This is a genomic window from Mesorhizobium quangtriensis (assembly GCF_040081925.1).
GTDB classification, from domain to species: Bacteria; Pseudomonadota; Alphaproteobacteria; order Rhizobiales; family Rhizobiaceae; genus Mesorhizobium_K; species Mesorhizobium_K quangtriensis.
Map to the genome: position 1 here is coordinate 1,371,717 of NZ_JBEBMF010000002.1, position 24,790 is coordinate 1,396,506.

Consider the following 24,790-nt stretch of genomic DNA (forward strand, 5'->3'; position numbering starts at 1 on the left):
TCCATTCACCTGAAGGAGGTTGGTGCTGCGAATCCCATCTACGCAGGCGCTTCGGGCGCTGGACAGTTTCGCCCGCCACGGCAGTGTCTGGCGCGCGGCGGATGAGTTGAACCTGACCCGCAGTGCCGTCAGCCATCAGTTGCGGCTGCTGGAACGCGACCTCGGTTTCGATCTGCTACAGCGCGTCGGCAAGGGCGTCACGCTGACGCCGCGCGGTCGCCGCTACGCGCTCGATGTGCGCAAGGCGTTGACTGTGCTTGGCGATGCCGCCGAGCAGCAGGCCGGCAAGGGTATGGGCGGATCGCTCAGCATCAGCTGCACGCCGGGCTTCGCCTCGCTTTGGCTTTGCACCCACATAGCCACCTTCCAGAGCATTTACCCGGACGTGGCCCTGCGTATCCTCACGCCGCGCCGGCTCGACGACGTCAGCAACGGAGAGGCCGACGTGTTCATAGCCTTTGGCCTCGGCAACTGGCCGAACCACTCCGTGGAACTCCTGTGCGACATTGAATTCACCCCGCTTTGCAGCCCGACGCTGCTCAACAGGGTCGGCGGACTTTCGCGACCGGTGGACGTGCTGCGTGCCAATCTCCTGCATTTGGGCGATCATGAAGACTGGTCGCGTTGGTTCGCGGCGACGGGCGTTGAAAATCCCGATCCCGAGCGCGGCATTATCTTCTCGGACATGAACCTGGTGTTCTCGTCGGCGATCGCAGGACAAGGCATTGCCATGGGCGACGAACTCACCAGCCGCAAGGCGCTTGACGAGGGTCGCCTCGTGCGTCCCTTCGAAATCGCGATCAAGTCGCCGCGATCCTATTTCCTTGTCGCCGAATGGACAAAAACCGATCATCCGATCGCCAGGGCATTCGCTGCGTGGCTGAAGGCCCAACTCGCCGAAGCGAAGGGCAAGGCTTACGCGTGAGCCGCCAAGCGTGAATGAAATTTGCCGGTCGGGAGAAAACTATTCGATTGCGGTGTCTTAAAACCCTGCCTACGATTTTGTCGGGACAGTCAGGGATGGCCGGATGCATCAGCCTGGACGGGCCGCGGAAATCAAGGCGATCGGAATTGGCAAGAGCTTCGGAACGTTCCGGGCCCTGCATGACCTGACGCTCGACATCGGGCGCGGTGAATTCCTCGCGCTTCTTGGCCCTTCCGGTTCCGGCAAGACCACCTTCCTGATGATCCTTGCCGGCTTCCTGCCACCAAGCGACGGCCAATTGTTCAGCGATGGCGAAGACATAACAAACCGGCCGGCCGAATTGCGCTCCGCCGGAATGGTGTTCCAGGGCTATGCGCTGTTCCCGCATATGACTGTCGCCGCCAACATCGCCTTCCCGCTAAAGGTGCGGAAGATTCCGGCGGCCGATATCAAGGCGCGGGTTGCGGAAATGGTGGAGCGCGTTGGACTGAAGGGGCACGAAAACAAGTTGCCGTCGCAGCTTTCGGGCGGACAGCAACAGCGTGTGGCGCTGGCGCGTGCTCTCGTGTTCCAGCCGGGCGTGCTGCTGCTGGACGAACCATTCTCTGCGCTGGACAAGAGTCTGCGCGGGCAGATGCAGGCGGAGATGAAGCGCCTCCACGAGGAGACGGGAACGACCTTCGTCTTCGTGACGCACGATCAAAGCGAGGCACTCGCCTTGGCCTCTCGCATCGCCATCTTCAATCACGGCGAACTTCTGCAGGTCGGCACGCCGGAGGATGTCTACGAGCGCCCTGCGAGCCGTTTCGTCGCAGAGTTCCTCGGCGAGATCAACATGCTGCCACTGACCGGCGTGCGGAAGGACAATGGCTCCATGACGGGGCTGTGCGAGGACGGGCCGGTGACCTTGCGCGGTTCACAGGACATCCACGGTGACGCGCTGCTGGCGGTGCGGCCGGAATACATGACGATCAGGAACGAGGCCTCCCCGGGCGAAAACGGGATCACTGCGACGACGGTCGGCACCACCTATCTCGGCTCCGCGACGAAACTCGATCTTTTGACAAAACAGGGCACGAAGCTCAGTGTTTCCGTACCCAATGACATCGCCGCGAACACGCTTCGCAGCAGCGACCCGATCTGGCTGACATGGCCGGCGGAAAGGGGCATCCTTCTCGCACGATAAGACGCACAAACGATCCACATCAAACAACAAGGGGAACTGACATGACGAACGACACAAGAAAACAGGCGATGGACTCCCTCGTTCATCGCGCAGCGCGCGGCGAGATTTCGCGCAGGCAATTCGTGCAGTTGTCGGCGCTGGTGCTGGCCGGCGGTCCGATGCTGCTGCGAGCCTCGGATGCCTTTGCGCAGGCCAAGGAACTGGTCTTGGTCAACTGGGGCGGCGATGCCATCACCGCCTACGATGCGGCCTACGGTAAGCCGTTCACGGAGGCGACCGGCATCGTCGTCAAGATGGACGGCTCCGGGCCGACGGAAGGCGCTATCGAGGCCCAGTTCAAGAGCGGCAGCCCGACATGGGATCTGGTCGACGTCGATCCGTTCTCGGCGATCACGCTTGGCGAGAAGGGCATGCTGGAGCCAATCGACTACAGCATCGTCGACAAGTCGAAATTCCGCCCAGGCTTTGGATGGGACTATGCCGCGTCGACCTACTTCTTCTCCTATGTGATCGCCTATGATTCCGAGAAGTTCGGAGATACCGCGCCGACCGGCATGGCTGACTTCTTCGACGTGGCGAAATTTCCCGGCAAGCGCTCGCTCTACAAATGGGGCGTCTCGAGCTGGGAGGCAGCACTGCTTGCCGACGGCGTCGCGCCGGCCGAGCTCTATCCGCTCGACCTCAAGCGTGCGCATGACAAGATCGCGGCCTTCAAGGAGAATGTCGTCACCTATTGGGGCGGCGGCGCCGAAAGCCAGAGCGTGCTGCTCGACGGTGAGGCCTCGATGGCAATCGTCTGGTCGACCCGCGCTTCGCTGATCGAGCAGGATTCCGGCGGCAAGATCAAGTTCATCTGGGATCAGGGCCTGATCTCGCCCGGCGCGCTCGCGGTGCTGAAGGGCAATCCCGGCGGCAAGGACGCGGCGATGCAGTTCATTGCCAGCGCGCAGGATCCAGCCAAGCAGATCGTTATGTTCGACAAGCTTGGCCAGGGGCCTGCAAACCCGGCGGCCGACGCGCTCATCCCTGACGACAGGAAGCGCATCAATCCGGTCGACCCGGCGAACATGGTCAAGCAGATCGCGCTCGACATGCCGTGGTACGCCCAAAACTACGGTGCGGCGCTCGACGAATACACCAAGATCATCTCTGCCTGATCCGTAGCGGAGATGATGCGACACCTGTCGAACTGGAGAGGCGCGGCGCTGACGATGGCGCCGCTACTCCTGTTCCTGGCGGTGGCCTATCTGTGGCCCTTCCTGGGTGTCGTCAAATGGAGCTTCACTCTGCCCGAGCCAGGGCTCGGGCAGTATGGCGCATTGCTCACCGACCCGCTGGTGCAGTCGGTGTTCATCCGCACTCTGCGGCTCTGCCTGATCGTTACCATCGTGTCGGTCGTGGCGGCCTATGCCATCACGGTCGTCTGGGTGCGGGGGACGCCTACACAGCGTATGCTGGCCGAGTTCTGCATCCTCGTGCCCTTCTGGATTTCGGTACTCACGCGCGCCTTCGGCTGGGTTGCCCTGCTCTCCAACCGCGGCCTGATCAACACATGGCTGCAGTCGATCGGTTTCATCTCGGAGCCGCTGGCGCTTGTGCGCAATGAACTCGGTGTCATCATCGGTATGACACATTTTCTTATTCCATTCGCAGTGTTCCCGCTGGCGTCTGCCATGCGCAATCTCGATGACCGTGTGCTTCTGGCTGCGCGCGGCATGGGCGCCAGCAGGACGCGAACCTTCTGGTCGGTCTTCGTGCCTATGACCATGTCCGGCATCATTGGTTCGGCGCTCATTGTCTTCGTATTCGCTCTGGGCTTCTTCGTGACTCCAGCGATCCTTGGCGGCGGTCGCAGCGTGATGGTGGCCGAACTGGTCTACCTGCGCATCTTCCAGAGCCCCGACTGGGGCCTCGGCTCGGCCATCAGCGTGGTGCTGGTCCTGTTTGTCGGCGCTCTCATGGCGCTGCTGTTCCGCTACGTGCGGCCAAGGCAGATGGTGTAGCGATGCCGACCTACCGTCCTGGCCCCGTCACACTGATCTGCGCCACGCTTGTCGCGCTTTTCCTGCTAATGCCGCTTCTGGCCGTCATCCCGGTTTCGTTCACGCCGTCGCGCATGCTTGCCATGCCATCGGGAGAGCTTTCGCTCAGGCACTATCGGGCGCTGGTGGAGGATCCTCGCTGGATCGACGGCATACTACTGTCCATCCGCATCGGCATCGTAAGCAGTGTGTTTTCGACATTGCTTGCACTCTGCTTCAGCCTCGGCGTCTGGATGTTCCAGCCCCGCTTCACGGCTCTGCTCGTAGGCTTCGTGCTGTTGCCGATGGTTGTGCCGCCGGTGGTGTCGGCGATCACGATCTACTTCCTGCTCACGTCAATTTCAGGCGTCGTGCCTTGGTTCGGCTACGACACCTGGCTCGGCGTCGCCATGGCGCACTCGGTCATGACCGTACCCTTCGCCACCGTTCTCATCCTCGTTGCACTCAGCCAAGTGGACAGGCGCATCGACCTTGCCGCGCGCGGTCTTGGCGCCAGTATGTGGGAGCGGGCCACGCAGATCATCATTCCAAACATCAAGTTCGGAATCGTGGCGGCCGCACTCCTGTCCTTCGTGCTGTCCTGGGAAGAGATCGGCGTGACGCTCTTCATCACCAGCGTCAATGCCATCACGCTCCCCCGCCTTATGTGGATGGGCTTGCGCGACAACATCGACCCTTCCATCGCCGCGATCTCGGTGATCCTGATCATGGTGACGGTAGCCGTCCTCGCCGCTCGCCGTCTGGTGGAACACCGGCAGCAGCGGCGTCGATCCATGGCTTAAGCAATCATTTACTTGCCATGCACGGCCTGCATTGCTGCGATGCAACATCAAATGTTGCATCGCACAGGGCAGTGCCTATTTTAATCGCACAAGGGAGGACTAACCAATTCAGCCGCCACTGGGGTGCGGCAAAGGAGCCTCGCCATGATCAACAACCTCATCACCTATGCTCAGAACCGCATCGAAAAGCGTCGCGAATTCAACCGCCTCGCCAATGAGATTGCCAGCCTGACCTCGCGCGATCTTGCCGACCTCCGCGCCGACCGCGGCGAAATGCTGCGCCACGCCTACAAGAAAATCTACGGCTGATCGGTTTTCGGTACGCGTAGCTTCGCGTTGTCAAAGGGCGCTCGCGGTTAGTTGGCCGCAAGCGCCTTTTCTATTTCCGGCATCAGCCTTTCGGTAACCGCCTGTTCGCTCAACGGCCCGATGTGTTTGTAGAGTATCCGCCCGTCTTTCCCGACGAGGAAGGTTTCGGGCACGCCGTAGACGCCCCAGTCGATTGCGGTCCGGCCTGATTTATCGACGCCGATTGCGGAATAGGGATTGCCGAGTCCGCCGAGAAAGCGACGCGCGTTCTCCACGGAGTCCTTGTAGTTGAGCCCGGCAATAGAAAAACGCCCGTCATTCGCCAGCGCAAGGAGCAGCGGATGTTCCTCCCGACAGGGCGCGCACCAGGACGCCCAGACGTTGACCAGCGTCACCCGTCCGACGAATGTCTTGCTGTCGAGCCCGGGCAGATTCAGCCCCTCCAGCGGAGGCAGGTTGGTTTCTGGCGCCGGCTGGCCGATCAGCGCGGACGGTATTTCTGCGGCGTTACGGCCCGACAGGAGTTGCAGCAGGAAGAGCGCAGCAAGTCCCAGGAAAAGAACAAGCGGCACGAGCAGCAGGAGCCGCCGAGGCTTCGGTGGAGCCGTGTCCACGCTCACGGGCCGATGCTCCTGCTGTCGGAGCGGCGGCGCATGCCGGCAGCTTCGAGTTCGGCCAGATCGCGACGACGGGCGCGGTGGTCGAGCAGCACCCATACGACAAGCGCCGCGAGCGCCAGCGTCGAAATGCCGTAAGCGGCCATCACGTAGAGTCCGTGCGTCGTCATCCGTTCCACTTTCCTCCGCCTGCTGGATATAGCAAATCCGGGTCCGGGGCAGCAGAGCTGTCGGCGTCAATCTGACGCGTGACGCAGTGCAAGCGCGGCGGCCGCCGGCCCGATGACCGCAAGAAACAGGGTCAAAGCGGCTAAAATCAGAAAGGGCGGGAGGAAAGGGTCCGGTTCGTTGATCGCTGCGTAGCTTGCAGAGACGCCGAAGATCATGACCGGGATCGCAAGCGGCAGGACCAGCACCGAGACCAGCACGCCGCCGCGCGGCAGCCCGACCGCGACGGCCGCGCCCGTAGCACCTATGAAGGCGATCGCCGGCGTGCCGACAAGGAGCGTGAGCGTCGTCGCGCCTATCGCCACAGGCTGCATGTTCAGGATCAGCCCGAGTATTGGTGAGGCGACAACCAGCGGCAGCATGCATGCCGTCCAGTGGGCCAGGCACTTCACCAGCACGGTCAGCGCCAGCATGTGACGTTCGCCCGCCATGACGAGTAGGTCGAGCGAACCGTCTTCGCGGTCGGCCTGAAACAGCCTATCGAGCCCGAGCAGCGATGCCAGCAGAGCGCCGATCCAGAGCACGGCGGGTCCGATACGCGCCAGCAGGTTGAGGTCCGGGCCAAGCGCGAAGGGCATCGTGGCGACCACCGCAAGAAAGAACAGGACGCCGGTCAGTGCGCCTCCACCGGCGCGGGTCGAGACCCGAAGCTCGCGGAGGTACAGAGCTAGCATTGCATGGCCCTGCGGCTTGCCGAGGAGTGGTGAAGGTCAGGCATCCACAGCTTCCCCGAGCCGCAGCTCTTTCGAGCCGGCAAGTCCGAGCGGCAGGTGGGTCGCCGCCAGAATGAGCCCGCCTCGTGCCAGATGGCTCTGCATGAGTGTCGAGAACTGCCTTTCAGAGGCTGCATCCAGTCCAGCGGTCGGCTCGTCGAGCAGCCAGATCGGGCGGCGACTGATCAGCAGCCTGGCGATGGAGGCGCGCCGGCGCTGTCCCGTCGAAAGATATCCGAACTGCAGGCGCCCGATCGCACCGAGGCCGACCGACTCCAGCGCGGCCAGCGGATCGAGGCCGTCGTCGCCGTTGAAATCGCGCCAGAAATTCAGATTCTCGATCACCGACAGGCTAGTCTTGATGGCGTTCAGGTGGCCGAGGTAGTGAGCGGCCGAACCGACTGTCGGGTACTGTTCGCCACCGTCCTCCAGCCGAAGCGTTCCCGAGGCGGAAGGCAGGAGGCCGGCGATCACCTTTAGCAGCGTCGATTTGCCCGAGCCGTTCGAGCCGGTGACCAGAAGGGCACCTCCGTCGGATAGTGACAGGTCGATGCCGGAAAAAACCATCCGGCCGCCGCGTTCCCCGCCTAGATTTTCGGCGATCAGCCGCATCGTTCCCCCGTGTTTGCGGTCCTTGCGCTACGCCGGTTGCAGCGCAACAAAATTGGTGTTTCCGTCTCTAGAACTATTCCAGGAATTTCTCTATATCGGGAATACCAACCCCAGCGGTCGGGGAAGGCAACCTCTATTGCGCCGGACCAGCGTTTGCGCCGTTCCCAACGGCTCGGGCGCCGGGAGCGGACAGCGGAAATGGCCGTACCCGCACCTTTGCGCGTGATTGCATGCCATCGGAGTCCGTTCCCCTCAGGCCGAACAGACCAGGATGGGATCGCACGTGTCCAAATCGCTAGACAGTTTCAATTGCCGCCGCACGCTCAATGTGGGAAGCGCGGAATATGTTTATTACGACCTTATTGAAGCCGCGAAGAACGGGCTGACCGGCATCAGCCAGTTGCCTTACTCGATGAAGGTCCTCCTCGAGAACCTTCTGCGCAATGAGGACGGCCGTTCCGTCACCAAGGAATCGATCCAGGCGGTTGCGGGCTGGCTGACCGACAAGGGCAAGGCCGGCGTTGAGATCGCCTATCGCCCCGCACGCGTGCTGATGCAGGACTTCACCGGCGTTCCCGCCGTGGTCGATCTTGCCGCCATGCGCGACGCGATGGCCTCGCTCGGGGGTGACCCGCAGAAGATCAACCCTCTGGTTCCGGTCGATCTCGTCATCGACCACTCGGTCATCGTCGACGAATTCGGCTCGCCGCTGGCTTTTGCTCGCAACGTGGAGCTTGAATACCAGCGCAACCAGGAACGCTACAACTTCCTGAAGTGGGGCCAGCAGGCGTTCCGCAATTTCCGCGTCGTTCCGCCCGGCACCGGCATCTGCCATCAGGTCAACCTCGAATATCTCGCGCAGACGGTGTGGACGGCGACGGGCGAGGATGGTGACGTCATCGCCTATCCCGACACCTGCGTCGGCACCGATTCGCATACGACGATGGTCAACGGCCTCGGCGTGCTTGGCTGGGGCGTCGGTGGTATCGAGGCCGAGGCCGCGATGCTCGGCCAGCCGGTTTCGATGCTATTGCCCGAGGTGATCGGTTTCCGGCTGACCGGCAAGCTCAAGGAAGGCGTGACCGCGACCGACCTCGTGCTGACCGTGACCCAGATGCTGCGCAAAAAGGGTGTTGTCGGCAAGTTCGTCGAGTTCTACGGACCCGGTCTCTCCAACATGACGCTGGCCGACCGCGCTACCATCGGCAACATGGCGCCGGAGTACGGCGCGACCTGCGGCTTCTTCCCGGTCGATTCGGAAACGATCCGTTACCTGACCATGTCGGGCAGGGCCGAAAACCGCATCGCACTCGTCGAGGCCTATTCCAAGGCGCAAGGCATGTGGCGCGACAAGGATTCCGCAGACCCGGTCTTTACGGACACGCTCGACCTCGACCTTTCCACTGTCGTGCCGTCGATGGCTGGACCCAAGCGTCCCGAAGGCCGCGTGGCGCTGGAGGATATCGCCTCTGGCTTCGCCAAGGCGCTGGAAGGCGAGTACAAGAAGACCGTCGATGTGGCCAAGCGCTATGCGGTCGAAGGCGAAAACTTCGACATCGGCCATGGAGACGTCGCGATCGCCGCGATCACGTCATGCACCAACACATCCAACCCGTCGGTGCTGATCGGCGCCGGCCTGCTGGCCCGCAATGCCAACCGTCGGGGCCTGAAGCAGAAGCCGTGGGTCAAGACGTCGCTTGCGCCGGGATCGCAGGTCGTCGCCGAATATCTCGAAAAGTCGGGCCTGCAGAAGGAACTCGACCAGATCGGCTTCAATCTCGTCGGTTTCGGCTGCACCACCTGCATCGGCAATTCGGGCCCGCTGCCCGCGCCGATTTCCAAGACCATCAATGACAAGGGGCTGATCGCTGCCGCCGTTCTGTCCGGGAACCGCAACTTCGAGGGTCGCGTGTCGCCCGACGTACAGGCGAACTATCTCGCCTCGCCGCCGCTAGTGGTGGCGCATGCGCTTGCCGGGACGGTGACCAAGGATCTGACCACGGAGCCCATCGGCGAGGACCAGGATGGCAAGCCGGTGTTCCTCCGGGATATCTGGCCGACCAGCCAGGAGATCGAGGAATTCATCGCCGAGAACGTCACCCGCGAACTTTTCTCCCGCAAATATGCCGACGTCTTCAAGGGTGATGAAAACTGGCGGGCCGTGCAGGCGCCGGAAGGCCAGACCTACACATGGGACGACAACTCGACCTACGTGCAGAACCCGCCCTATTTCGTCGGGATGGGCCAAAAGCCCGGCGAGATCGGCCGCATCGAGAATGCCCGTATCCTCGGACTGTTCGGCGACAAGATCACGACCGACCACATCTCGCCGGCGGGCTCGATCAAGGCTGCGTCGCCTGCGGGCAAGTACCTGACCGATCATGGCGTCGGCGTTGCCGACTTCAACCAGTACGGCACGCGGCGAGGCAATCACGAGGTAATGATGCGCGGCACCTTCGCCAACATTCGCATCCGCAACCACATGCTGGGTGAAAACGGCAAGGAGGGTGGCTTCACGATCCACTACCCTTCGAAGGAAGAGATGTCGATCTACGATGCGGCGATGGAGTACCGGAAGGAAGGCGTTCCGCTGGTCATCTTCGCGGGTGTCGAGTACGGCAACGGTTCGTCGCGCGACTGGGCGGCCAAAGGCACCAACCTCCTCGGGGTCCGTGCTGTGATCGCGCAGTCCTTCGAGCGCATCCATCGTTCGAACCTCGTCGGCATGGGCATTGTCCCGTTCGTCTTTGAGGAAGGGACGTCCTGGGCGACGCTTGGCCTCAAGGGCGATGAGACGGTCACTATCGAGGGCCTCGAAGAAATCCGGCCGCGCCAAAAGATGACGGCGAAGGTGACCTATGCCGACGGGACGGTGAAGAACGTCCCGATCCTCTGCCGGATCGATACGGTCGACGAGCTCGAATACTTCAAGAACGGCGGCATCCTGCAATATGTGCTGCGCGACCTCGCTGCCTGAGCAAGGCTGAGAACGTAGTGATTGAAAGAACGGCCTCCTGTCCGACAGGAGGCCGTTCTCCTTGAAATCTCAACTCAACGTGACTTCCTCTTGTGCCGGCTGTCTGGCAAGCATTCCCGCAAAGCAAACAGGCCGGTTGAACCGGTGGGGATGGAACGTCATGTACAGACGGCCATGAAGAAAAGACTGTTTTTATGCCTCGCGGCATGTGCGGCGCTGCTAAGCGCTGGCGTTTCCTTCGCGAGCGATATCCTGAAGCCGCGCGGCGTGGTGGAACTCTTCACCAGCCAAGGCTGCAATTCCTGTCCTCCGGCCGATGCCGTTCTCAACGGCCTCGTCAAGACTGGGGACGTCGTGGCCCTCGGCTATCATGTCGACTACTGGGACTATCTTGGCTGGAAAGACACTCTCGCCACGCCCGACAGCACGGAACGGCAGAAACTCTACGGGAAGGCTTTCGGCAAAAGAGAGGTCTATACACCGCAAGCCATCATCAACGGCCGCGTACACGTCAAGGGCGGCAAGCGCGGAGCCGTTGGGGCGGCGCTGTCGGAGCTTGAAAGGACGGGACAAGGCCTGACTATTCCTATCAATGTCGTTCGCAACGGAGAGAGTGTCATCATCGAAACCGCCGGAGCGCCCAACGGCAAGGATGACGCGCATCTGATCCTCGTACATTTTGCGCCAAGACAGCCCGTGACGATCGAGCGTGGCGAGAACAAGGGGCAGATCATCACTTACGTCAATCCGGTCACCGACGTGCAGACTGCTGGGATGTGGCACGGTAAGCCGGCGCGTTTCGAACTGCCCCGCAGCGAGGTCAACAAGCAGGGTGGTTGCGCCGTTCTACTGCAGAAAGTCAATAAGGAAGGGCTGCCCGGCCCGATACTGGGGGCTGCGGTGATTTCGGCCGAGGCTGGTTCTCCGTAGTGTGGTGGTAAAAAAAGAAAGACCGGCGCCAGCTTGCTTCTGGCACCGGTCATTCAGGATTTTGGGATCGTCGCACCCGACCTTTTGCCAAGGCCGAGGTTGGTTCGATCCGACGCAGACCCGTGGGCGGGGGGCTTGGGGTTTACGAGCCGGTGCCGGACCGAACCGTCTCAGGCAACACACGCAAGGTCGTCGGACATCGTGGCTTCAGCGCGGATAAAAAACGGCAGCATTGTGTCGCAACATCACCAATCGATACAGAATGTTTCAAGCTGTTACCGATGTGTGATTAAAGTTGCGGTCTTGCCCGGATGGGCCGCGCCGGGCTTGCAATTGCGCACCGAAAACGTCACGCTCCGATTTGTCATGAATTTGCAATGAGGGTGTCACGGGATGGAGCGCTCGATAGGGACGGAGGGTGGGGACGATTCCTCAATATTGATCCCTCTGAACGAGGCGCGACGCGAGCGGCTTGGGATGCCGGTCACCTTCCATCGCAAAGAGCTCGACCAGATTCTCCGGCTTTATGGGCGTATGGTCGCAGCAAACGAATGGCGGGACTACGCCATCGACCACCTTCCTGAAAGAGCCGTCTTCTCGGTCTTCCGGCGCACCAGCGAAACGCCGCTCTACAGCATCACCAAGAACCCCTCCCTCGCCCGAAAGCAGGGCATTTGGTCCGTAACCTCGGCGACGGGCCTCATCCTCCGGCGCGGCCACGATCTGTCGCGCGTGCTTGCCGTCTTTGACAGTAAGCTGAAGCTCGTCGAGGCCTAGGGCTGCGGGCGGAGCGAGATTCGCCCAATATGCTTGGCGTGACGGACCATACCCTCCACCAGGGCTTCGACACCTGCATCGGATGTAACCACGCCCGGTGATGCGCGCAGGATGCGGCCGCGGCCGTCGGTCGCGATACCTTGTTCCCGAAGTGCAGCGACGACGGTGGCTGCTTCAAGGCCTTCGGGAAGTCTCATCATGACCGAGCCGCCGCGGCGGCTTTCCGCAACCGGCGTCACCAGGTTCAATCCGTGTTCCAGCGCGGCCTCTATGATGCGGGCTGTGTGCCGCCTGTTCTGGGCAAGGATCGCCACATGGTCCTGCCGCGCATGCCATTCCATGGCGGGCAGGGAGGCGATCGCGGCCATGCAGGCCGGAGTTCCGTTGTCGAAACGGCGCGCGTCGGGCGCATAGGAAAAGCGGTCGAGAGCCCAACTGAACGGATCCGGCTGGCTGAACCAGCCGCGCAGTTCCGGCTGGCATTTCATGATGAGGTCTGGCGTCACGTGCAGGATGCCGGCGCCGGGCGTGCCGCACATCCATTTCAGGCTTGTGGAGACGGTGAAGTCGACCGCCGGATTCGTCACGTCGAAGGGGATGAGGCCGGCCGCCTGGGTGATGTCGACGCCGACCAGGCTGCCCATGCGCCGACCATGCTCAACAAGAGCGGCAAGATCGATGCGGTTGGAGGTGGTGGAGGAGACCCAGGTGAGCAGGGCGACCGCAACGTCTTCATCCCATGCGGCGATGAAATCCTCGTCCTCGGTCCAAGACGCGCCTTGCCGCATCGGCACGGTGTGTAGCCGGAATCCCAGCCTTTCCTGCAATTTCGCCAGAAGGAAATGGTTGGACGGGAAACAATCCGCCGAGACGAGCACGCGCTTGCCGGCAAGCATACCGGGGGGCAGCGCCGTCATCAGCATGTTGACCGCCTGCGTTACGTTCTCGGACGTCGTCACGCTGCCCTCGGGCGCGTTGAGGATGGCGCGCCAACGATCGATGAAGCTCGCCCTTTGCGACAGAAGGTAGGACCATTGGCTGTCGTCGAAGGCGCCCCAGACCTGGGCAAACTCGCTCATTTTCCGGGCGAGGTCCTCCGACTTGCCCTGATACTGGCCTACGGAGTGATAGAGGAAGTATGCGTCCTGCATGATCTCTCAACGCTTGTATGCACGCTGGAAATGGTGCTCCAGCCAGCCGGTCAGCCGCACGAGCGGCCAGAGTATAGCCACGTAGATCAGCGCTGCGCCGATCAGGGGTGTGGGATTGGCGAACAGCGCCTGCGCGTCGGTAGCCTGCTTCAGCAGGTCGGTCATCGCGACCACGGAGGCCAGCGACGTATCCTTGACAATCGACACGCAGTTCGACGCGTGGGGCGGTATGACGATACGTACGGCCTGAGGCAGGATCACCTTCTGCATCGTGCGCCAGAACCCGAGGCCGAGCGCGGCCGATGCCTCGAACTGACCCTTCGGCACGGCCTGAATCCCCGCGCGGACAACTTCGGCGGTGTAGGCGCCCAAGACCATCGACAAGGCTATCGCCGCCGCGGCGAAGGACGACAGCACGATACCGGCGAAGGGCAGCGCATAGTAGATCAGGATCAGCACCACCAGAACCGGCAACGAGCGCATCAGGTCCGTGTAGGCGATGGCCAGCAAGCGGAGCGGTTTTGCTGCGAAAAGCCGCATCAAAGCGATCCCGACACCAAGGAGGCTGCCGAAAACGATGGCTGTCGCGCCGAGCATGAGCGTCATACCCAGACCCCGAAGAAGGATCGGGAATGCGCGCGCCATGATGTCCATGTTGAAGAAGACGTCGACGGCATTCATCGGGCCAGTCCTCCAAAACGGTCGGTGATCAGCATATGCCCGGGCGCATGGGTGATGGCGAAGGGCAGCCGGGCCGACGTGATGGCGCGCTCCATGGTGACGCCGCAGGCCCAGAAGACGGGGACTTCGCCTTCGCGGATGTCGCGGAGTCCAAGTCCGTCGATCGGCTTGTTGAGATCGACACCGATCTCGCAGGGATCGCCGGCATGAACGGGAGCGCCATGCGAATCGGGATGGGCCCGCGTCACGGCAAAGGTCTGCTCGACCTGATCGGCTTGGATAGCACGCATGGAGACGACTAGGGAGCCACCGAAAGGGCCTGAGGACACATTGGCGATGTTTGTATCGAAGGCCGAACAGCTGACGCCTGGCCCGTAGCATCGCAGCGCCACGCCGGCGCTCACCAGATCGGCCTCGAAGGTCAACGAGCAGCCGATCGCGAAGGCGACCAGATCGTTGCGCCAATGGTCAAGAATATCTGGGACCCGTTCGCCGGCCGCGCCGTTCGCAAAAAGCCTGTAGAGCGGCAGATCGCTTCTGAGATCGAAATCACCCAGTTCCGGAAGTTCGGGAATACCGGCTTCTCCTCTCGCCAACAGCGGGCATGCGCCCGAGTTGGCACGCAGGAAGGCTTCGAAATCATCAGCGAAGGCATCCGGTATGAAGGCCATGTTGGCCTGAGTGTAGCCGGGGCACAGGGCAGCGGTCTGTCTGACATCGCCGTCGCGGAACCGTGCGCGCCATTCGGCCGGGGTCATCCCCTTTTCCAGTCCGCTTCGATCTGGGCCTTGAACAGCAGCGCCTCGAGTTCGTGCGTTTTCTGTGTCTGCTGCCAGCGGGCGTCGTCCATCCAATTGGCGCGCCAAGTCGTCATCGCGACTAGGCAGCTTTCCTCGGGAAGACCCCAGTCGGTTCCGGGCGAGACCCGGATGGACACGCGCGGGACGCGGGCGCCGGACGGCCCGAGGTGAAAGTCAATCAGGCCGAGATCGGCATGGGTGCGAATCTCGACGTCCGTGGACGAGCCGTCGAAGAGCGAAACGCCGCGCCAAACGCCGGGTTCGCCGGTTGGCTCCAGATGCATGGAGCCGAGCGCCCACCGCCCCAGCCGGCGCCCATCCGCCAGATGCCCGAAGGCATAGCTGGCGGGAACATCGACGCGCGCTGAAGCGAGGTGGGCGTAGGTCATGGACGTGTCCGAGCCGTCAGGCTTGATTTGGCTCAGTTGGCCGAGGTCGGCACCGGCATCGGCGTGACCGCGAAGCTGCCCGCCGCAGGCGGTACGCCCATCCACTTTTCATAGATTTTGGCCAGCGTTCCGTCTGTCTTCATATCCGAGATTATCTGGTTGACCTTCTCGAGCTTGTCCGAACCCTTAGGCATCATCATCGCGAACTTCTCGCCGGTGACGATCTCGGCGGCGACGTCCAGCCCCTTCATCTGGCTGAAGGCGTACCGCAGGCCGACGACATCGTTGACCGCTGCGTCGATGCGGCCGTTCTGCAGGTCAGTCAGCATGTTCGAGGTCGTGTCGTAGCTCTTGTATTCGGCGTAGCCGATCTCGGCGGCCCGTTCCTTCAACCAGGCTTCCGGAAAGGATGTTGCGACCGAGCCGACAACCTTGCCCTTCAGGCCCTCGACGGAGGTGATGTCGGAGCCTTCCTTGACGCCGATGCCGAGAGCGCCCTCGAAGTAGGGCTGCGTGAAGGACTGGCTCTGAAGACGCTCGTCGGTGATCGTCAGCGACGAGATCACCATGTCGACGCGGCCCGAGGCGGAAGCGACGAACAGCGCCTTGAAGTCCATGCCTTCGATATTGGCGGTCGTGCCCATGCGCTTGGCGATCTCGTTCACGATGTCGACTTCGTAGCCTTCGAAGCCGCCGGCTTCAGTCTTGTTCTCCCACGGCGGGTTCGCGGGATAGGCGGCGACGCGCAGGGCGTCCTGGGCAAGGACGGGAGTTGCAAGGCCAACCGCAAGCGTCAGGCCGAGCAGGATACGACGGGTCATCATGTGATTATCTCCTCTTGTGGCGGCGGGTCCCCTAGACGGTGTTCGTCGGCCCGCTTCTCCCTCCAAGCTGCCACAAACAGAATACTTTTCAAGAGGATTTTTTGAGCTTAAAATTTTCTTGTCGTGGAAAAAATGCGCATTTTGCGAATTGCGCGACGGAATGTGATGAAGTTTACTCCAGAAACTGTATTCTGTTTCTATGTCACGCCTGAGCCACCGCGACCGAATCTACGACCTGCTGATCGAGCAGATCCGGACAGGATCGATCGGATGGGACGACCGGCTCGTCGATGTGTCACTCGCCGCTGCGCTCGGCGTCTCCCGAATGCCGGCGCGCGATGCCCTGATGCGCCTCGTCGCTGAAGGCTATCTGGTACCGACGACGCGCGGCTTCGTGCTGCCGAAGCTGACGCGCGAAGAAGTGCTGGAGGTTTTTGAACTGCGCCGCCTGTTGGAGCCGCGCGCGGCGGCGATGGCTGCGATGGCCATGACTGACGATATCGTTGCCATCATGGAGGCGGCCGTCGAGAGGGCCGCGAAGGCCGTCGGCGCTGGCGACGGCACGACGCTGTTCCATGCATCGGAGACATTTCGTAACAGCTGGCTGTCCGTCGTGCCGAATACTGCGCTGGTCCAGACGATCAGGCGATATTTCGTGCAGGTCCAGAATGTACGGCTGATCACCATGAACGATGAATCCACGCTGTCGGTAATCGTCGCCGGGCAGCGCGATCTGCTGGCGGCGCATCGTGCCCGCGATGCGGTGGCAGCCGGGGACCGGATGCTGCGCTTTGTCATCGAAGGGGAGCAGGCTTTCCGGAAAGCCATCGACACCTGACGGGCGACTGGCCTCCTACGTTCGCGATCGGAAGGTGCGCTCCGGCAGCCACTCGGGATCGGGATCAGACACGACGCCGCCATTCATCGACAATTGCATGAAGGCGGTGTCGAGCCAGCGTCCGTGCTTGGAGCCGGAACCTTCCAGCCGGCCGCTATGGCGAAAGCCGAGTTTCTCGTGCAGCTTCACCGACGGGCTGTTGGCATGACCGTCGCCGATCACGGCGATCATCTGCCGGAACCCAAGACGGCTGGCTTCGACCACCAGCCGTTCAAGCATCAGAAGACCGACGCCCAGGCCACGGGCTCCGGGTGCGACATAGATCGAGTTCTCGACGATGAAACGATAGGCCGGGCGTGCCCTGAACGGGCCGGCATAGGTGTAACCGACCACATCGCCCTGCCTTTCCGCGACGAGATAGGGGAAGCCTGCGGAGGTGAGCGCTTCGAAGCGGGTTGCCATCTCGCTCAGCGACGGGGGCTCCAGTTCGTAGCTCGCCGTCCCGTTCGTTACGGCGTCCGCGTAGATCGCTGTGATTGCATCGAGATCGTCCGGGGTCGCCGACCGAAGATGTGTTCCTGTCGTGTCGTTTCCAAACATGGCTCGATCGAAGCAGTGCCGAGGGCAAAAGAAAAGGGCGGCCGATGAGGCCGCCCTTCGATCTTTGCTGGTCCAGCCTTTTGGGCTGGCGACCGTTACTCGCGGTTGCCGAGGAACGACAGCAGGAAGGTGAAGAGGTTGATGAAGTCGAGGTAGAGCGTCAGCGCGCCCATGATGGCCTTGCGGCCAGCAACAAGAACCTCGTCGCCCTCAAAATACATTTCCTTGATCTTCTGCGTGTCGTAGGCGGTCAGGCCGGCGAAGATCAGCACACCGATCGCCGAGATGGCGAACTGCATCGCAGGCGAGGCCAGGAAGATGTTCACCACAATCGCGATGATCAGGCCGATCAGGCCCATGAACAGGAACGTGCCCATTCCAGTCAGGTCGCGCTTGGTGGTATAGCCCCAGAGCGACAGGCCGCCGAAAGCCGCAGCCGTGATGAAGAACGTCTGCACGATGCTCTGCGTCGTGTAGACCAGGAAGATCGACGACAGCGAGATGCCCATCAATGCGGCGAAGATCCAGAACGTGGTCTGCGCGGCGGATACGCTCAGCGACTGAATACGGGCGCTGAGGAAGAACACCATGCCCAGCGGGGCGAGCATGACGACCCACTTCAGCGGCGAGGCGTAGAGCGCGAGACCGAGGGACGTCAGCATCTTGCCGTTAGGCAGCGTCGTGGCGGCGGCGGTCGGGTCATTGGTGGTAGCCATCATGACCGTGGCCAGAGCGGCTACGCCGGTAATGACAAGGCCCAGCGCCATCAGGTTGTAGACCTTGATCATGTATGCGCGCAGACCCTCGTCAATCGAGGTATCGACGCGGCTGCCGGCGTTCGGCACAGCGCGCGTCTGATAATTGCGGAGTTCAGCCATTGGATTCCTCACGTTGCTCCTGCCTCGTCCGGTGTCAGGCAGCTTAAAAGCGCCCAGGCGCCGCTGGCGAGGCTCCAGCATGCCTACGCGGAATATGATGCGTCGCGCGCGAAAGGACAAGAGCCGTAAGGGCTTGCAACCCGCCGGGAGCGGATGACATTTTTGTCATCACGCATCCGTTACCGCGCGTTCACCATGATCTACAGGTTGCGCAGGACCGGCGCAGCCTTGTGCCCGAGCACTCGCCAGGTGCCGGCGAGCCCGAAGCCCACAGTCAGCACGAGTGCCGCGACCACGGTTCCCGCCGCCACCTCCGGCAGGAATGCCGAGGGCAGGCGCATGACCTGCGAGACCACGTACCAGGCGGCGCTACCGCCGGCAAAGAGCGCGAAGACGGCAGTCGCCAAGCCGATCAACGCATATTCCAGGGAGAAGGCTGCAATCAGTGTCCGACGCGTTGCACCGAGCGTCTTCAGCACGACCGCGTCGTGGATACGGGCGCGGTTACCTGCCGCCAGCGCTCCCGACAGAACCAGAACCGAGGCGATCAGCGCCACGGAAGCCGCCGCCCGGATCGCCGTGCCGAGCTGGCCAATAATGCGGTTGACCACGTCAAGGGCGTCCTTGACGCGAACCGTCGTCACGGACGGGAACGTCTTGGTCACCGCGTTGAGGATGCGCGCCTCATTTGCGGTTGACCCCTCCGGCAGGGTCAGGGTCGCCAGCCAACTGTGTGGAGCACCGGCAAAGGTGTTCGGCGAAAACACCATGACGAAGTTGATCGACATTGACTCCCATTCCACCCGGCGCAAGTTGGCGATCCGGGCGGTGATGTCGCGCCCAAGCACGTTCACGGTCACGGTGTCGCCGATCTTGACGCCGATCTCGCCGGCCTCCTGCGCCGAGAAGGAAACGAGCGGCTCGCCGGAATAATCCTCCGGCCACCATTCGCCTGCCGCCAGCGTAGAGCTTTCGGGGATTCTTGCAGCGTAAGTGATGCCGCGATCGCCGCGCAGCACCCAGGCGCCGTCGGGCGGCACCTCGATCTTCTGGACGTCGATGCCGTTCAGTTGGACGATGCGCCCGCGCAGCATGGGAACGCGAACCAGTTTCGATCCAGGCGCCTCGGCGGCCGTGAAGGAGGCGAAATCCTCGACCTCGCCGCTCTGGATGTCCACGAAGAAGAAGTTGGGAGCGCGCTCCGGCAGGGTGCCGGCGATCTGTTGCCTGAGATTACCATCGATCAGGGCAAGCGTGACGAGCAGCGTCAGGCCCAATCCCAGCGACAGCACCACCGATGGCGTCAGCGCGCCCGGCCTGTGGATGTTGCCTATTGCCAGACGCAGCGCAACCGAACGTACGCGCGGGCTTCTTCGGGCCAGCCATTGCACGAGATAGCCCACGCCTCGCAGCACGATGAAGGCAAAGATAACCGCGCCGACGAAGACGATGGCGATGCGCCTGTCGCCTGCGGACCAGACGGCAAGGAACGCCAGAAGAAGCGCGATGGCGATCGCGGCAGCCACGTAAATTCGCCTCGGCAGGGCGCCCGCCTCCAAACCCAACTCACGGAACAGCGCTGTTGCCGGCACGTCGCGCGCACGTCCAAGCGGGAGAAGGGAAAAGGCGAGCGTCACCAACACGCCGAACAGCGCCGCCATGGCAAGTGCCGACGGGTAGACGCCGACTTCGGTCGGAATGGGGATGACGGAGGCAAGCGCCGCCTGCGCCGCAAAGGGCATAAGAGCTCCAAGGATCAGGCCGGCCACGATGCCGATGGACGAGATCAAGAGCATCTGGATCAGGTAGACGAAGAAGACGAAGCGTCCGGACGCTCCGAGGCTCTTAAAGGTCGCGATCACGCTCCGCTTGCCGTCGAGATAGGCGCGCACCGCATTGGCGACGCCGACGCCGCCGACGACCAGCGCGGTCAGCCCCACCAGCGTCAGGAACTGCGAGAAGCGTTCGATGTTTGCCGATAGCGCGGGAGCCGCATTGAGGCGCGTGCGAATGGACCAGCCGGCCTGGGGGTAGTCCTTGCCGGCCTGTTCGCGGATTTCGTTCAATCGTGCTTCCGAAACCTGGCCGTCGAGGCGGACCTTGTAGACATGTTCCACGAGGCTTCCCGGCTGGACGAGGCCGGCTGCCTTGAGGCCGTCAAGGGAGAGCAGCAACCTTGGAGCGAAGCCAAATCCATCCGAGGCCGCGTCGGGTTCGGTTGTGAGTTGGGCGCGCAGTTCAAATGTCGTGCTGCCGACCTTGATGCGCTCACCGAGCTGCACGCCGAGCCGTTCGAACAGAAGATCGGGCGCAGCGGCGCCGTAGATGCCGTTCTTCTCGCCAAACAGGTCCGCGAACGGGAGACGTGGCTCAGTGACGAGGTTGCCATAGAGAGGATAGGCCGCGTCCACCGCTTTTGCCTCGACCAGCGCCTGGTCGGAACCGTCTTCCAACCGTGCCATGGTGCGCATGTTTGCGCTTTCGGCCAGTGTGCCCAGATCCTGAAGGAAGTCGTGTTCCTGGTTCGTTGCCACGCGCTGGTTGAGTTCGAACCGGATGTCGCCGCCGAGCAGCGCCTGGCCTTCCTCTGCAACGCCAGCGGTGATGGAGCGGGCGACAGAATTCACGCCGCCGATCGCAGCCACCCCAAGCGCGATACAGGTGATGAAGACGAGGAAGCCCGACAGGCCGCCGCGCATCTCGCGCAAGGCGAACCGAAGCGCGAGCCGGAAGCTTCTCAGGGGAGAAAAGTTTGCCGGTGTGGAAGCTGTATCGGACAGATGGCTGGGCGGCGATGCAAGCTGGTCGACAGACATGTCAGGCGGCCTCGGCGCTTGCCGAAGCCGTTTCGATCCGACCGGAACGCATCGCAACCTGGCGCGTGCAGCGCGCTGCGAGCGAAGGATCGTGCGTCACCAGCACCAGCGTCATGGCGCGTTCCTGAGCTTTCGCGAACAGGAGATCCGCGATCTGCCTGCCGGTTGCCTGATCGAGATTACCGGTTGGCTCGTCTGCGATGAGGATGCGGGGCTCGGGCGCAAGCGCCCTGGCAATCGCCACGCGCTGCTGCTCGCCGCCCGACAATTCTCCCGGGTAGTGTGTCGTGCGTTCAGAAAGGCCAACGGAAGCAAGTTCGCGCGCGGCGACGCCGAAGGGGTCGGCATGTCCCGCGAGTTCAAGCGGGACGGCGACGTTCTCCAACGCGGTCATGTTTGGTATCAGATGAAACGACTGGAAGACGATGCCGACGTTCCGACCTCGGAAGGCGGCCACCTGATCCTCGCTCTTGTCGTTGATCAGGTCGCCGGCGATCCGCACGGTGCCTGAATCCACGCGCTCCAGCCCTGCCAGAACCATCAGCAAGGTCGATTTGCCAGACCCGGAGGGGCCCACGATGCCAGTCGCCTCGCCCGCGGCGACATCGAGGCTTACACTCTTCAGCACGTGGACGGACGATGCACCGTGACCGAGCGTCAGGGAAACATCCTTCAATTGGATGACGGGTTCTGTCACGAAGAAACTATCCTATATGGTGGCGAAGGCGGGAACGTCTTTGTCATATGGGCTTTGCGGAATGGCTTTCAATTTTTCTTCACGCCTCGTCTTCCTTGCCGGATTGCTGGTTCTTTCCATGGCGCCGTCCGCGATGGCCGAGCCGTACAGGATCGTCGGTTTCGGCGACAGCCTGATGGCCGGTTATGGTCTTGATGCCGGCCAAAGCTTCCCCGAAAAGCTCGAAAAAGCACTCCGGGACAAGGGTCACGATGTCGTGATTGCCGGGGCCGGCGTGTCGGGAGACACGACGTCAGGCGGCCTGTCTCGTCTCGACTGGTCTGTCCCGGACGGCACGCAACTCGTGATCCTCGAACTCGGCGCCAACGACATGCTGCGCGGAATCGCGCCTGCGATAACGGAAGAGAACCTCGACGCGATGCTGACGCGGCTCAAGGAGCGCAACATTGCCGTCCTGCTCGCCGGCATGCGCGCCGCGCCCAGCCTGGGGCAGGATTATCAAACAGCGTTCGATGCTATCTATCCGCGCCTTTCCGAAAAACATGGTGTCCTGCTCTATCCGTTCTTTCTCGAAGGCGTGGCGGCCGACCGGGCTTTTTTGCTCGAGGACGGCATGCATCCCAACGCGGCGGGCGTCGACCGCATGGTTGATAACGCGCTTCCGGTTGTTGAACAGGCGCTTGCGAACCTCGCCGGCAACGCCGGGACGGGAGCGAACCAGTGATCACCCTAGGGAACGCTTGGGATGACGCAGCGGAATGATCTGCCGGATGTGCAGGTGCGAAAAAACCGCTTGCTCCGTGTAGGGATCGGTGATTCGCTGAGACCAGAGTACGATTCGAGGAAGGGAGCCTGGCCATGCCGCGACTTTTCACCGCCCTCGAAATTCCGCGTGATGCGGCCCTTTCGCTCTCCTTGCTCAGGGGCGGACTGCCCGGTGCGCGCTGGATCGATGTCGAAAACTATCACATGACGCTTCGCTTCATCGGCGATGTGGAAGGCCATGTCGCCGACGAGATCGCCAATGCGCTCGACAGGGTGCGGCGACCGTCCTTCTCGCTCACCCTTTCGGGCGTCGGCGCCTTCGGGTCGAAGAAGCCGCATTCTGTTTATGCGGGTACCAAGGCCTCTCCTGACCTGAACGCGCTGCAGGGCGAGATCGATCGCATCTGCCAGCGTCTTGGCGTCTCTTCCGATCCGCGCAAGTTCACGCCGCATGTCACCCTGGCGCGGCTGCGCAATTCGAGCCCAGCGGAGGTTGCGAAATATCTCTCGGCGCGCGGAAATTTCCTGACCGCTCCGTTTCGCGTTGGGCGGTTCGTGCTGATGTCCTCGCGCGAGTCGGTGGGCGGCGGGCCTTACATCATTGAGGAGGCGTGGCCGTTGACCGGTGGGGATGCGCGCGCCGCGACGGCCCCGGATGTCGGTTGGAATGCGTTGAGGACATTCTGAAGCCCTCACGGGTGGACACCAAAGCCTTGGCCTCCGTGGGTATTGCGCTATGTTCCTCGCAACATAGGGAGCATCTTCATGGCGCGAGAAAAGCTTGCAAAACAAGCGGTAGAAGAGGCCATGGCCGGACTTGCTGGCTGGGTTCTCGCGCAGGACGGGCTGTCGATCAGCCGCAGCTTCGTCTTCAAGAACTTCAGCGAGGCTTTCGCGTTCATGACACGATCGGCACTGGCGGCAGAAAAGCTCGATCATCATCCGCACTGGTCGAACGTCTACAAGACGGTGGACGTCAAGCTAAACACCCATGACGCCGGTGGTCTCACTGCGCTGGATTTCGAACTGGCCAAGCGGATGAACCGTTACGCAGGCGATTGAACCGGCGCATCTTGCCAAGGCGATAGATATTTCCCACATCACATGTGCGAGAGGAGATCGAGCGCCAATGGTGAAAGACTTCGCTACCGCTTCCGTCGATGCAGACGAGGGCGAGGTTCGAGCGAAATTCTGGCGGACCGCCAAGAAGGCGGCGCGCCACATCCCGTTCATGGACGAGGTCGTCGCGGGCTATTTCTGTGCGCTCGACAAGAACACGCCGTTGCGCGCCAAGGCGATCCTGCTCGCCGCGCTCGGCTACTTCGTGCTGCCAACCGACACAATCCCCGACTTCATTCTTGGTTTCGGCTTTACCGACGACATGGCGGTTCTGACGGCTGCACTCGCCGCAGTGCGTACGCATATGACGCCGGCACACCGGTTGGCCGCCCGTGAGGCGCTCGTTTCCGACTGATCCTTTTCGCTGAACCCGCAGCAATGCCCGGCGGCCGCGAAGAAGGTCAAACTCTTGCCGTTTTCGTACCTTTGAACCCTAACGAGGGACAAGTGCGCGGGCTGTCCGCGCGTGATGGCGTGACTGATGAGGAATTCCCTTTTGCCTTGGGCGTTCATCCTTTGGTAACCCAAATTAAATCAAAATGAACCCAACACGGCTTGGGTCGCTCCCGGCCCTATTGTGGTTGCGCGATATGGCCGGCCGAAGGAAGGAAAACGGAAAGACGATGCGGGGTTTGATCTCGATTTTCGCCGGTCTGGCGATGGTTGCATTCGCGGGCCATGCCTATGCGCAGTCAGCTCGCAAGATGTCGGAGCACGGCGATTGGGCGACCTACAGCTATCAGGCCCAGAACGGGCGCGTCTGTTACGTACTGACCGTTCCGAAGCCCAAGTCGATGCAGCCGGCCAGTGTCGACCATGGCCAGATGTTCTTCTTCGTCAGCCAACGGCCCGGTCAGGCGGTGTCCTTCGAGCCGCAGTTCATCGCCGGTTATGCGCTGCGCGAAGGCTCAAAGGTCTCGGTTGCCATTGGCAACAAGAGCTTCACCATGTTCACCAAGGGCAAATCCGCCTGGGTAGAGAACGCCGCCGAGGAGCCGCAGCTCATCGCGGCCATGAAGGGCGGCGCGGACATGCAGGTTCAGGCCACTTCCGGACGCGGCACGAAGACCAGCTATTCTTTCTCGCTGAAGGGCATTTCGGCGGCGCTGGATTCCATCGCCGGCTGTAAATAGC

28 protein-coding genes are annotated in these 24,790 nt (G+C 62.2%); 15 read left to right on the plus strand and 13 right to left on the minus strand.

The features are described 5' to 3' along the window. Positions 1–25 precede the first annotated feature (25 nt). The 6 genes from ABMA32_RS15285 to ABMA32_RS15310 all read left to right on the plus strand — a co-directional run bounded on the left by ABMA32_RS15285 (position 26) and on the right by ABMA32_RS15310 (position 5,244). The gene (locus ABMA32_RS15285; protein WP_349014757.1) at positions 26–925 is read left to right on the plus strand and encodes a LysR substrate-binding domain-containing protein; all 900 of its coding nucleotides are present in this window, start codon (positions 26–28) and stop codon (positions 923–925) included. A 103-nt stretch (positions 926–1,028) separates the two neighbouring features. Beyond that, on the plus strand, positions 1,029–2,111 hold the full coding sequence (locus tag ABMA32_RS15290) for an ABC transporter ATP-binding protein (protein ID WP_349014605.1): 1,083 nt from the start codon (positions 1,029–1,031) through the stop codon (positions 2,109–2,111). A gap of 41 nt (positions 2,112–2,152) precedes the next feature. Next, a complete protein-coding gene (locus ABMA32_RS15295; RefSeq protein WP_349014606.1) occupies positions 2,153–3,268 on the plus strand; it encodes an ABC transporter substrate-binding protein in 1,116 nt (371 codons plus the stop codon). A 12-nt stretch (positions 3,269–3,280) separates the two neighbouring features. After that, a complete protein-coding gene (locus tag ABMA32_RS15300; protein ID WP_349014608.1) occupies positions 3,281–4,114 on the plus strand; it encodes an ABC transporter permease in 834 nt (277 codons plus the stop codon). Positions 4,115–4,116: 2 nt separating this feature from the next. Continuing rightward, entirely contained in the window at positions 4,117–4,935 is an 819-nt protein-coding gene (locus ABMA32_RS15305; RefSeq protein ID WP_349014609.1) for an ABC transporter permease, read from the plus strand. 144 nt (positions 4,936–5,079) lie between these two features. After that, positions 5,080–5,244, plus strand: a complete 165-nt coding sequence (locus tag ABMA32_RS15310) for a hypothetical protein (protein ID WP_292769177.1) — start codon at positions 5,080–5,082, stop codon at positions 5,242–5,244. Between the two features lie 47 nt (positions 5,245–5,291). Here the strand turns inward: ABMA32_RS15310 and ABMA32_RS15315 are convergent, their stop codons facing one another. The 4 genes from ABMA32_RS15315 to ccmA all read right to left on the minus strand — a co-directional run bounded on the left by ABMA32_RS15315 (position 5,292) and on the right by ccmA (position 7,414). Further along, a complete protein-coding gene (locus ABMA32_RS15315; RefSeq protein ID WP_349014610.1) occupies positions 5,292–5,864 on the minus strand; it encodes a DsbE family thiol:disulfide interchange protein in 573 nt (190 codons plus the stop codon). Further along, a complete protein-coding gene (ccmD, locus tag ABMA32_RS15320) occupies positions 5,861–6,031 on the minus strand; it encodes a heme exporter protein CcmD (protein ID WP_349014611.1) in 171 nt (56 codons plus the stop codon). The genes ABMA32_RS15315 and ccmD overlap by 4 nt, the downstream gene beginning before the upstream one ends. A 66-nt stretch (positions 6,032–6,097) precedes the next feature. After that, positions 6,098–6,763, minus strand: a complete 666-nt coding sequence (gene ccmB / locus ABMA32_RS15325) for a heme exporter protein CcmB (protein WP_349014612.1) — start codon at positions 6,761–6,763, stop codon at positions 6,098–6,100. A gap of 36 nt (positions 6,764–6,799) precedes the next feature. Beyond that, the gene (gene ccmA / locus ABMA32_RS15330; protein ID WP_349014613.1) at positions 6,800–7,414 is read right to left on the minus strand and encodes a heme ABC exporter ATP-binding protein CcmA; all 615 of its coding nucleotides are present in this window, start codon (positions 7,412–7,414) and stop codon (positions 6,800–6,802) included. A gap of 271 nt (positions 7,415–7,685) precedes the next feature. Here ccmA and acnA point away from each other — a divergent pair, with 271 nt between their 5' ends. The 3 genes from acnA (at position 7,686) to ABMA32_RS15345 (ending at position 12,098) form a co-directional block, all read left to right on the plus strand. After that, complete coding sequence (gene acnA, locus ABMA32_RS15335) at positions 7,686–10,391, plus strand: aconitate hydratase AcnA (RefSeq protein WP_349014614.1); 2,706 nt, start codon at positions 7,686–7,688, stop codon at positions 10,389–10,391. A gap of 174 nt (positions 10,392–10,565) precedes the next feature. Beyond that, the gene (locus ABMA32_RS15340; protein ID WP_349014615.1) at positions 10,566–11,321 is read left to right on the plus strand and encodes a DUF1223 domain-containing protein; all 756 of its coding nucleotides are present in this window, start codon (positions 10,566–10,568) and stop codon (positions 11,319–11,321) included. Between the two features lie 393 nt (positions 11,322–11,714). Next, entirely contained in the window at positions 11,715–12,098 is a 384-nt protein-coding gene (locus ABMA32_RS15345; protein WP_349014616.1) for a DUF2794 domain-containing protein, read from the plus strand. On the opposite strand, the gene ABMA32_RS15350 is transcribed toward ABMA32_RS15345, so the two are convergent. From ABMA32_RS15350 to ABMA32_RS15370, 5 genes are read right to left on the minus strand one after another with little or no spacing between them, the layout of a single operon-like run. Further along, positions 12,095–13,249, minus strand: a complete 1,155-nt coding sequence (locus ABMA32_RS15350) for an aminotransferase class V-fold PLP-dependent enzyme (protein WP_349014617.1) — start codon at positions 13,247–13,249, stop codon at positions 12,095–12,097. The two genes, ABMA32_RS15345 and ABMA32_RS15350, sit on opposite strands and share 4 nt — an antisense overlap. Positions 13,250–13,255: 6 nt before the next feature. After that, positions 13,256–13,930, minus strand: a complete 675-nt coding sequence (locus ABMA32_RS15355; protein ID WP_349014618.1) for an amino acid ABC transporter permease — start codon at positions 13,928–13,930, stop codon at positions 13,256–13,258. Next, positions 13,927–14,688 carry a D-glutamate cyclase family protein gene (locus ABMA32_RS15360; RefSeq protein WP_349014619.1) on the minus strand — a complete coding sequence of 254 codons (762 nt, stop codon included), beginning with the start codon at positions 14,686–14,688 and terminating at the stop codon, positions 13,927–13,929. Before ABMA32_RS15360 ends, ABMA32_RS15355 begins: the two co-directional genes overlap by 4 nt. Continuing rightward, positions 14,685–15,119 (minus strand): hypothetical protein, encoded by a 435-nt coding sequence (locus ABMA32_RS15365; RefSeq protein ID WP_349014620.1) that lies wholly within the window; start codon positions 15,117–15,119, stop codon positions 14,685–14,687. The genes ABMA32_RS15360 and ABMA32_RS15365 overlap by 4 nt, the downstream gene beginning before the upstream one ends. 32 nt (positions 15,120–15,151) lie before the next feature. Next, positions 15,152–15,943 (minus strand): ABC transporter substrate-binding protein, encoded by a 792-nt coding sequence (locus tag ABMA32_RS15370; RefSeq protein ID WP_349014621.1) that lies wholly within the window; start codon positions 15,941–15,943, stop codon positions 15,152–15,154. A gap of 199 nt (positions 15,944–16,142) precedes the next feature. Between ABMA32_RS15370 and ABMA32_RS15375 the strand changes: the two genes are divergently transcribed. After that, positions 16,143–16,781, plus strand: coding sequence for a GntR family transcriptional regulator (locus ABMA32_RS15375; protein ID WP_349014622.1), 639 nt, complete (start codon positions 16,143–16,145; stop codon positions 16,779–16,781). Positions 16,782–16,796: 15 nt separating this feature from the next. Here ABMA32_RS15375 and ABMA32_RS15380 read toward each other — a convergent pair whose 3' ends face one another. From ABMA32_RS15380 to ABMA32_RS15395, 4 genes are all read right to left on the minus strand, one after another. After that, entirely contained in the window at positions 16,797–17,381 is a 585-nt protein-coding gene (locus tag ABMA32_RS15380; protein WP_349014623.1) for a GNAT family N-acetyltransferase, read from the minus strand. 95 nt (positions 17,382–17,476) lie between these two features. Then, the gene (locus tag ABMA32_RS15385; RefSeq protein ID WP_349014624.1) at positions 17,477–18,259 is read right to left on the minus strand and encodes a Bax inhibitor-1/YccA family protein; all 783 of its coding nucleotides are present in this window, start codon (positions 18,257–18,259) and stop codon (positions 17,477–17,479) included. Positions 18,260–18,459: 200 nt separating this feature from the next. Next, positions 18,460–20,958 (minus strand): ABC transporter permease, encoded by a 2,499-nt coding sequence (locus tag ABMA32_RS15390; protein WP_349014758.1) that lies wholly within the window; start codon positions 20,956–20,958, stop codon positions 18,460–18,462. 118 nt (positions 20,959–21,076) lie between these two features. Continuing rightward, positions 21,077–21,772: an ABC transporter ATP-binding protein gene (locus ABMA32_RS15395; RefSeq protein WP_349014625.1), complete on the minus strand. Its 696-nt coding sequence runs from the start codon at positions 21,770–21,772 to the stop codon at positions 21,077–21,079. 61 nt (positions 21,773–21,833) lie between these two features. Between ABMA32_RS15395 and ABMA32_RS15400 the strand changes: the two genes are divergently transcribed. The 5 genes from ABMA32_RS15400 to ABMA32_RS15420 all read left to right on the plus strand — a co-directional run bounded on the left by ABMA32_RS15400 (position 21,834) and on the right by ABMA32_RS15420 (position 24,789). After that, complete coding sequence (locus tag ABMA32_RS15400; protein WP_425475530.1) at positions 21,834–22,496, plus strand: arylesterase; 663 nt, start codon at positions 21,834–21,836, stop codon at positions 22,494–22,496. A gap of 134 nt (positions 22,497–22,630) precedes the next feature. Further along, positions 22,631–23,224 (plus strand): RNA 2',3'-cyclic phosphodiesterase, encoded by a 594-nt coding sequence (gene thpR / locus ABMA32_RS15405; protein ID WP_349014626.1) that lies wholly within the window; start codon positions 22,631–22,633, stop codon positions 23,222–23,224. Positions 23,225–23,302: 78 nt separating this feature from the next. Continuing rightward, positions 23,303–23,599: a 4a-hydroxytetrahydrobiopterin dehydratase gene (locus tag ABMA32_RS15410; RefSeq protein WP_349014627.1), complete on the plus strand. Its 297-nt coding sequence runs from the start codon at positions 23,303–23,305 to the stop codon at positions 23,597–23,599. A gap of 67 nt (positions 23,600–23,666) precedes the next feature. After that, complete coding sequence (locus tag ABMA32_RS15415) at positions 23,667–24,011, plus strand: YkvA family protein (protein WP_349014628.1); 345 nt, start codon at positions 23,667–23,669, stop codon at positions 24,009–24,011. Between the two features lie 268 nt (positions 24,012–24,279). Beyond that, positions 24,280–24,789 carry an invasion associated locus B family protein gene (locus ABMA32_RS15420; RefSeq protein WP_349014629.1) on the plus strand — a complete coding sequence of 170 codons (510 nt, stop codon included), beginning with the start codon at positions 24,280–24,282 and terminating at the stop codon, positions 24,787–24,789. The last annotated feature ends 1 nt before the right edge of the window (position 24,790 follow it).

Excerpts from the sequence above, each read along its gene's own strand:
- ABMA32_RS15290 (WP_349014605.1), top strand. The coding sequence starts at position 1,029 with ATGCATCAGCCTGGACGGGCCGCGGAAATCAAGGCGATCGGAATTGGC.
- ABMA32_RS15295 (WP_349014606.1), top strand. The coding sequence starts at position 2,153 with ATGACGAACGACACAAGAAAACAGGCGATGGACTCCCTCGTTCATCGC.
- ABMA32_RS15300 (WP_349014608.1), top strand. The coding sequence starts at position 3,281 with ATGATGCGACACCTGTCGAACTGGAGAGGCGCGGCGCTGACGATGGCG.
- ABMA32_RS15305 (WP_349014609.1), top strand. The coding sequence starts at position 4,117 with ATGCCGACCTACCGTCCTGGCCCCGTCACACTGATCTGCGCCACGCTT.
- ABMA32_RS15310 (WP_292769177.1), top strand. The coding sequence starts at position 5,080 with ATGATCAACAACCTCATCACCTATGCTCAGAACCGCATCGAAAAGCGT.
- ccmD (WP_349014611.1), bottom strand. The coding sequence starts at position 6,031 with ATGACGACGCACGGACTCTACGTGATGGCCGCTTACGGCATTTCGACG.
- ccmB (WP_349014612.1), bottom strand. The coding sequence starts at position 6,763 with ATGCTAGCTCTGTACCTCCGCGAGCTTCGGGTCTCGACCCGCGCCGGT.
- ccmA (WP_349014613.1), bottom strand. The coding sequence starts at position 7,414 with ATGCGGCTGATCGCCGAAAATCTAGGCGGGGAACGCGGCGGCCGGATG.
- acnA (WP_349014614.1), top strand. The coding sequence starts at position 7,686 with ATGGGATCGCACGTGTCCAAATCGCTAGACAGTTTCAATTGCCGCCGC.
- ABMA32_RS15340 (WP_349014615.1), top strand. The coding sequence starts at position 10,566 with ATGAAGAAAAGACTGTTTTTATGCCTCGCGGCATGTGCGGCGCTGCTA.
- ABMA32_RS15345 (WP_349014616.1), top strand. The coding sequence starts at position 11,715 with ATGGAGCGCTCGATAGGGACGGAGGGTGGGGACGATTCCTCAATATTG.
- ABMA32_RS15350 (WP_349014617.1), bottom strand. The coding sequence starts at position 13,249 with ATGCAGGACGCATACTTCCTCTATCACTCCGTAGGCCAGTATCAGGGC.
- ABMA32_RS15355 (WP_349014618.1), bottom strand. The coding sequence starts at position 13,930 with ATGAATGCCGTCGACGTCTTCTTCAACATGGACATCATGGCGCGCGCA.
- ABMA32_RS15360 (WP_349014619.1), bottom strand. The coding sequence starts at position 14,688 with ATGACCCCGGCCGAATGGCGCGCACGGTTCCGCGACGGCGATGTCAGA.
- ABMA32_RS15365 (WP_349014620.1), bottom strand. The coding sequence starts at position 15,119 with ATGACCTACGCCCACCTCGCTTCAGCGCGCGTCGATGTTCCCGCCAGC.
- ABMA32_RS15370 (WP_349014621.1), bottom strand. The coding sequence starts at position 15,943 with ATGATGACCCGTCGTATCCTGCTCGGCCTGACGCTTGCGGTTGGCCTT.
- ABMA32_RS15375 (WP_349014622.1), top strand. The coding sequence starts at position 16,143 with ATGTCACGCCTGAGCCACCGCGACCGAATCTACGACCTGCTGATCGAG.
- ABMA32_RS15380 (WP_349014623.1), bottom strand. The coding sequence starts at position 17,381 with ATGTTTGGAAACGACACGACAGGAACACATCTTCGGTCGGCGACCCCG.
- ABMA32_RS15385 (WP_349014624.1), bottom strand. The coding sequence starts at position 18,259 with ATGGCTGAACTCCGCAATTATCAGACGCGCGCTGTGCCGAACGCCGGC.
- ABMA32_RS15390 (WP_349014758.1), bottom strand. The coding sequence starts at position 20,958 with ATGCGCGGCGGCCTGTCGGGCTTCCTCGTCTTCATCACCTGTATCGCG.
- ABMA32_RS15400 (WP_425475530.1), top strand. The coding sequence starts at position 21,834 with ATGGCTTTCAATTTTTCTTCACGCCTCGTCTTCCTTGCCGGATTGCTG.
- thpR (WP_349014626.1), top strand. The coding sequence starts at position 22,631 with ATGCCGCGACTTTTCACCGCCCTCGAAATTCCGCGTGATGCGGCCCTT.
- ABMA32_RS15410 (WP_349014627.1), top strand. The coding sequence starts at position 23,303 with ATGGCGCGAGAAAAGCTTGCAAAACAAGCGGTAGAAGAGGCCATGGCC.
- ABMA32_RS15415 (WP_349014628.1), top strand. The coding sequence starts at position 23,667 with ATGGTGAAAGACTTCGCTACCGCTTCCGTCGATGCAGACGAGGGCGAG.
- ABMA32_RS15420 (WP_349014629.1), top strand. The coding sequence starts at position 24,280 with ATGCGGGGTTTGATCTCGATTTTCGCCGGTCTGGCGATGGTTGCATTC.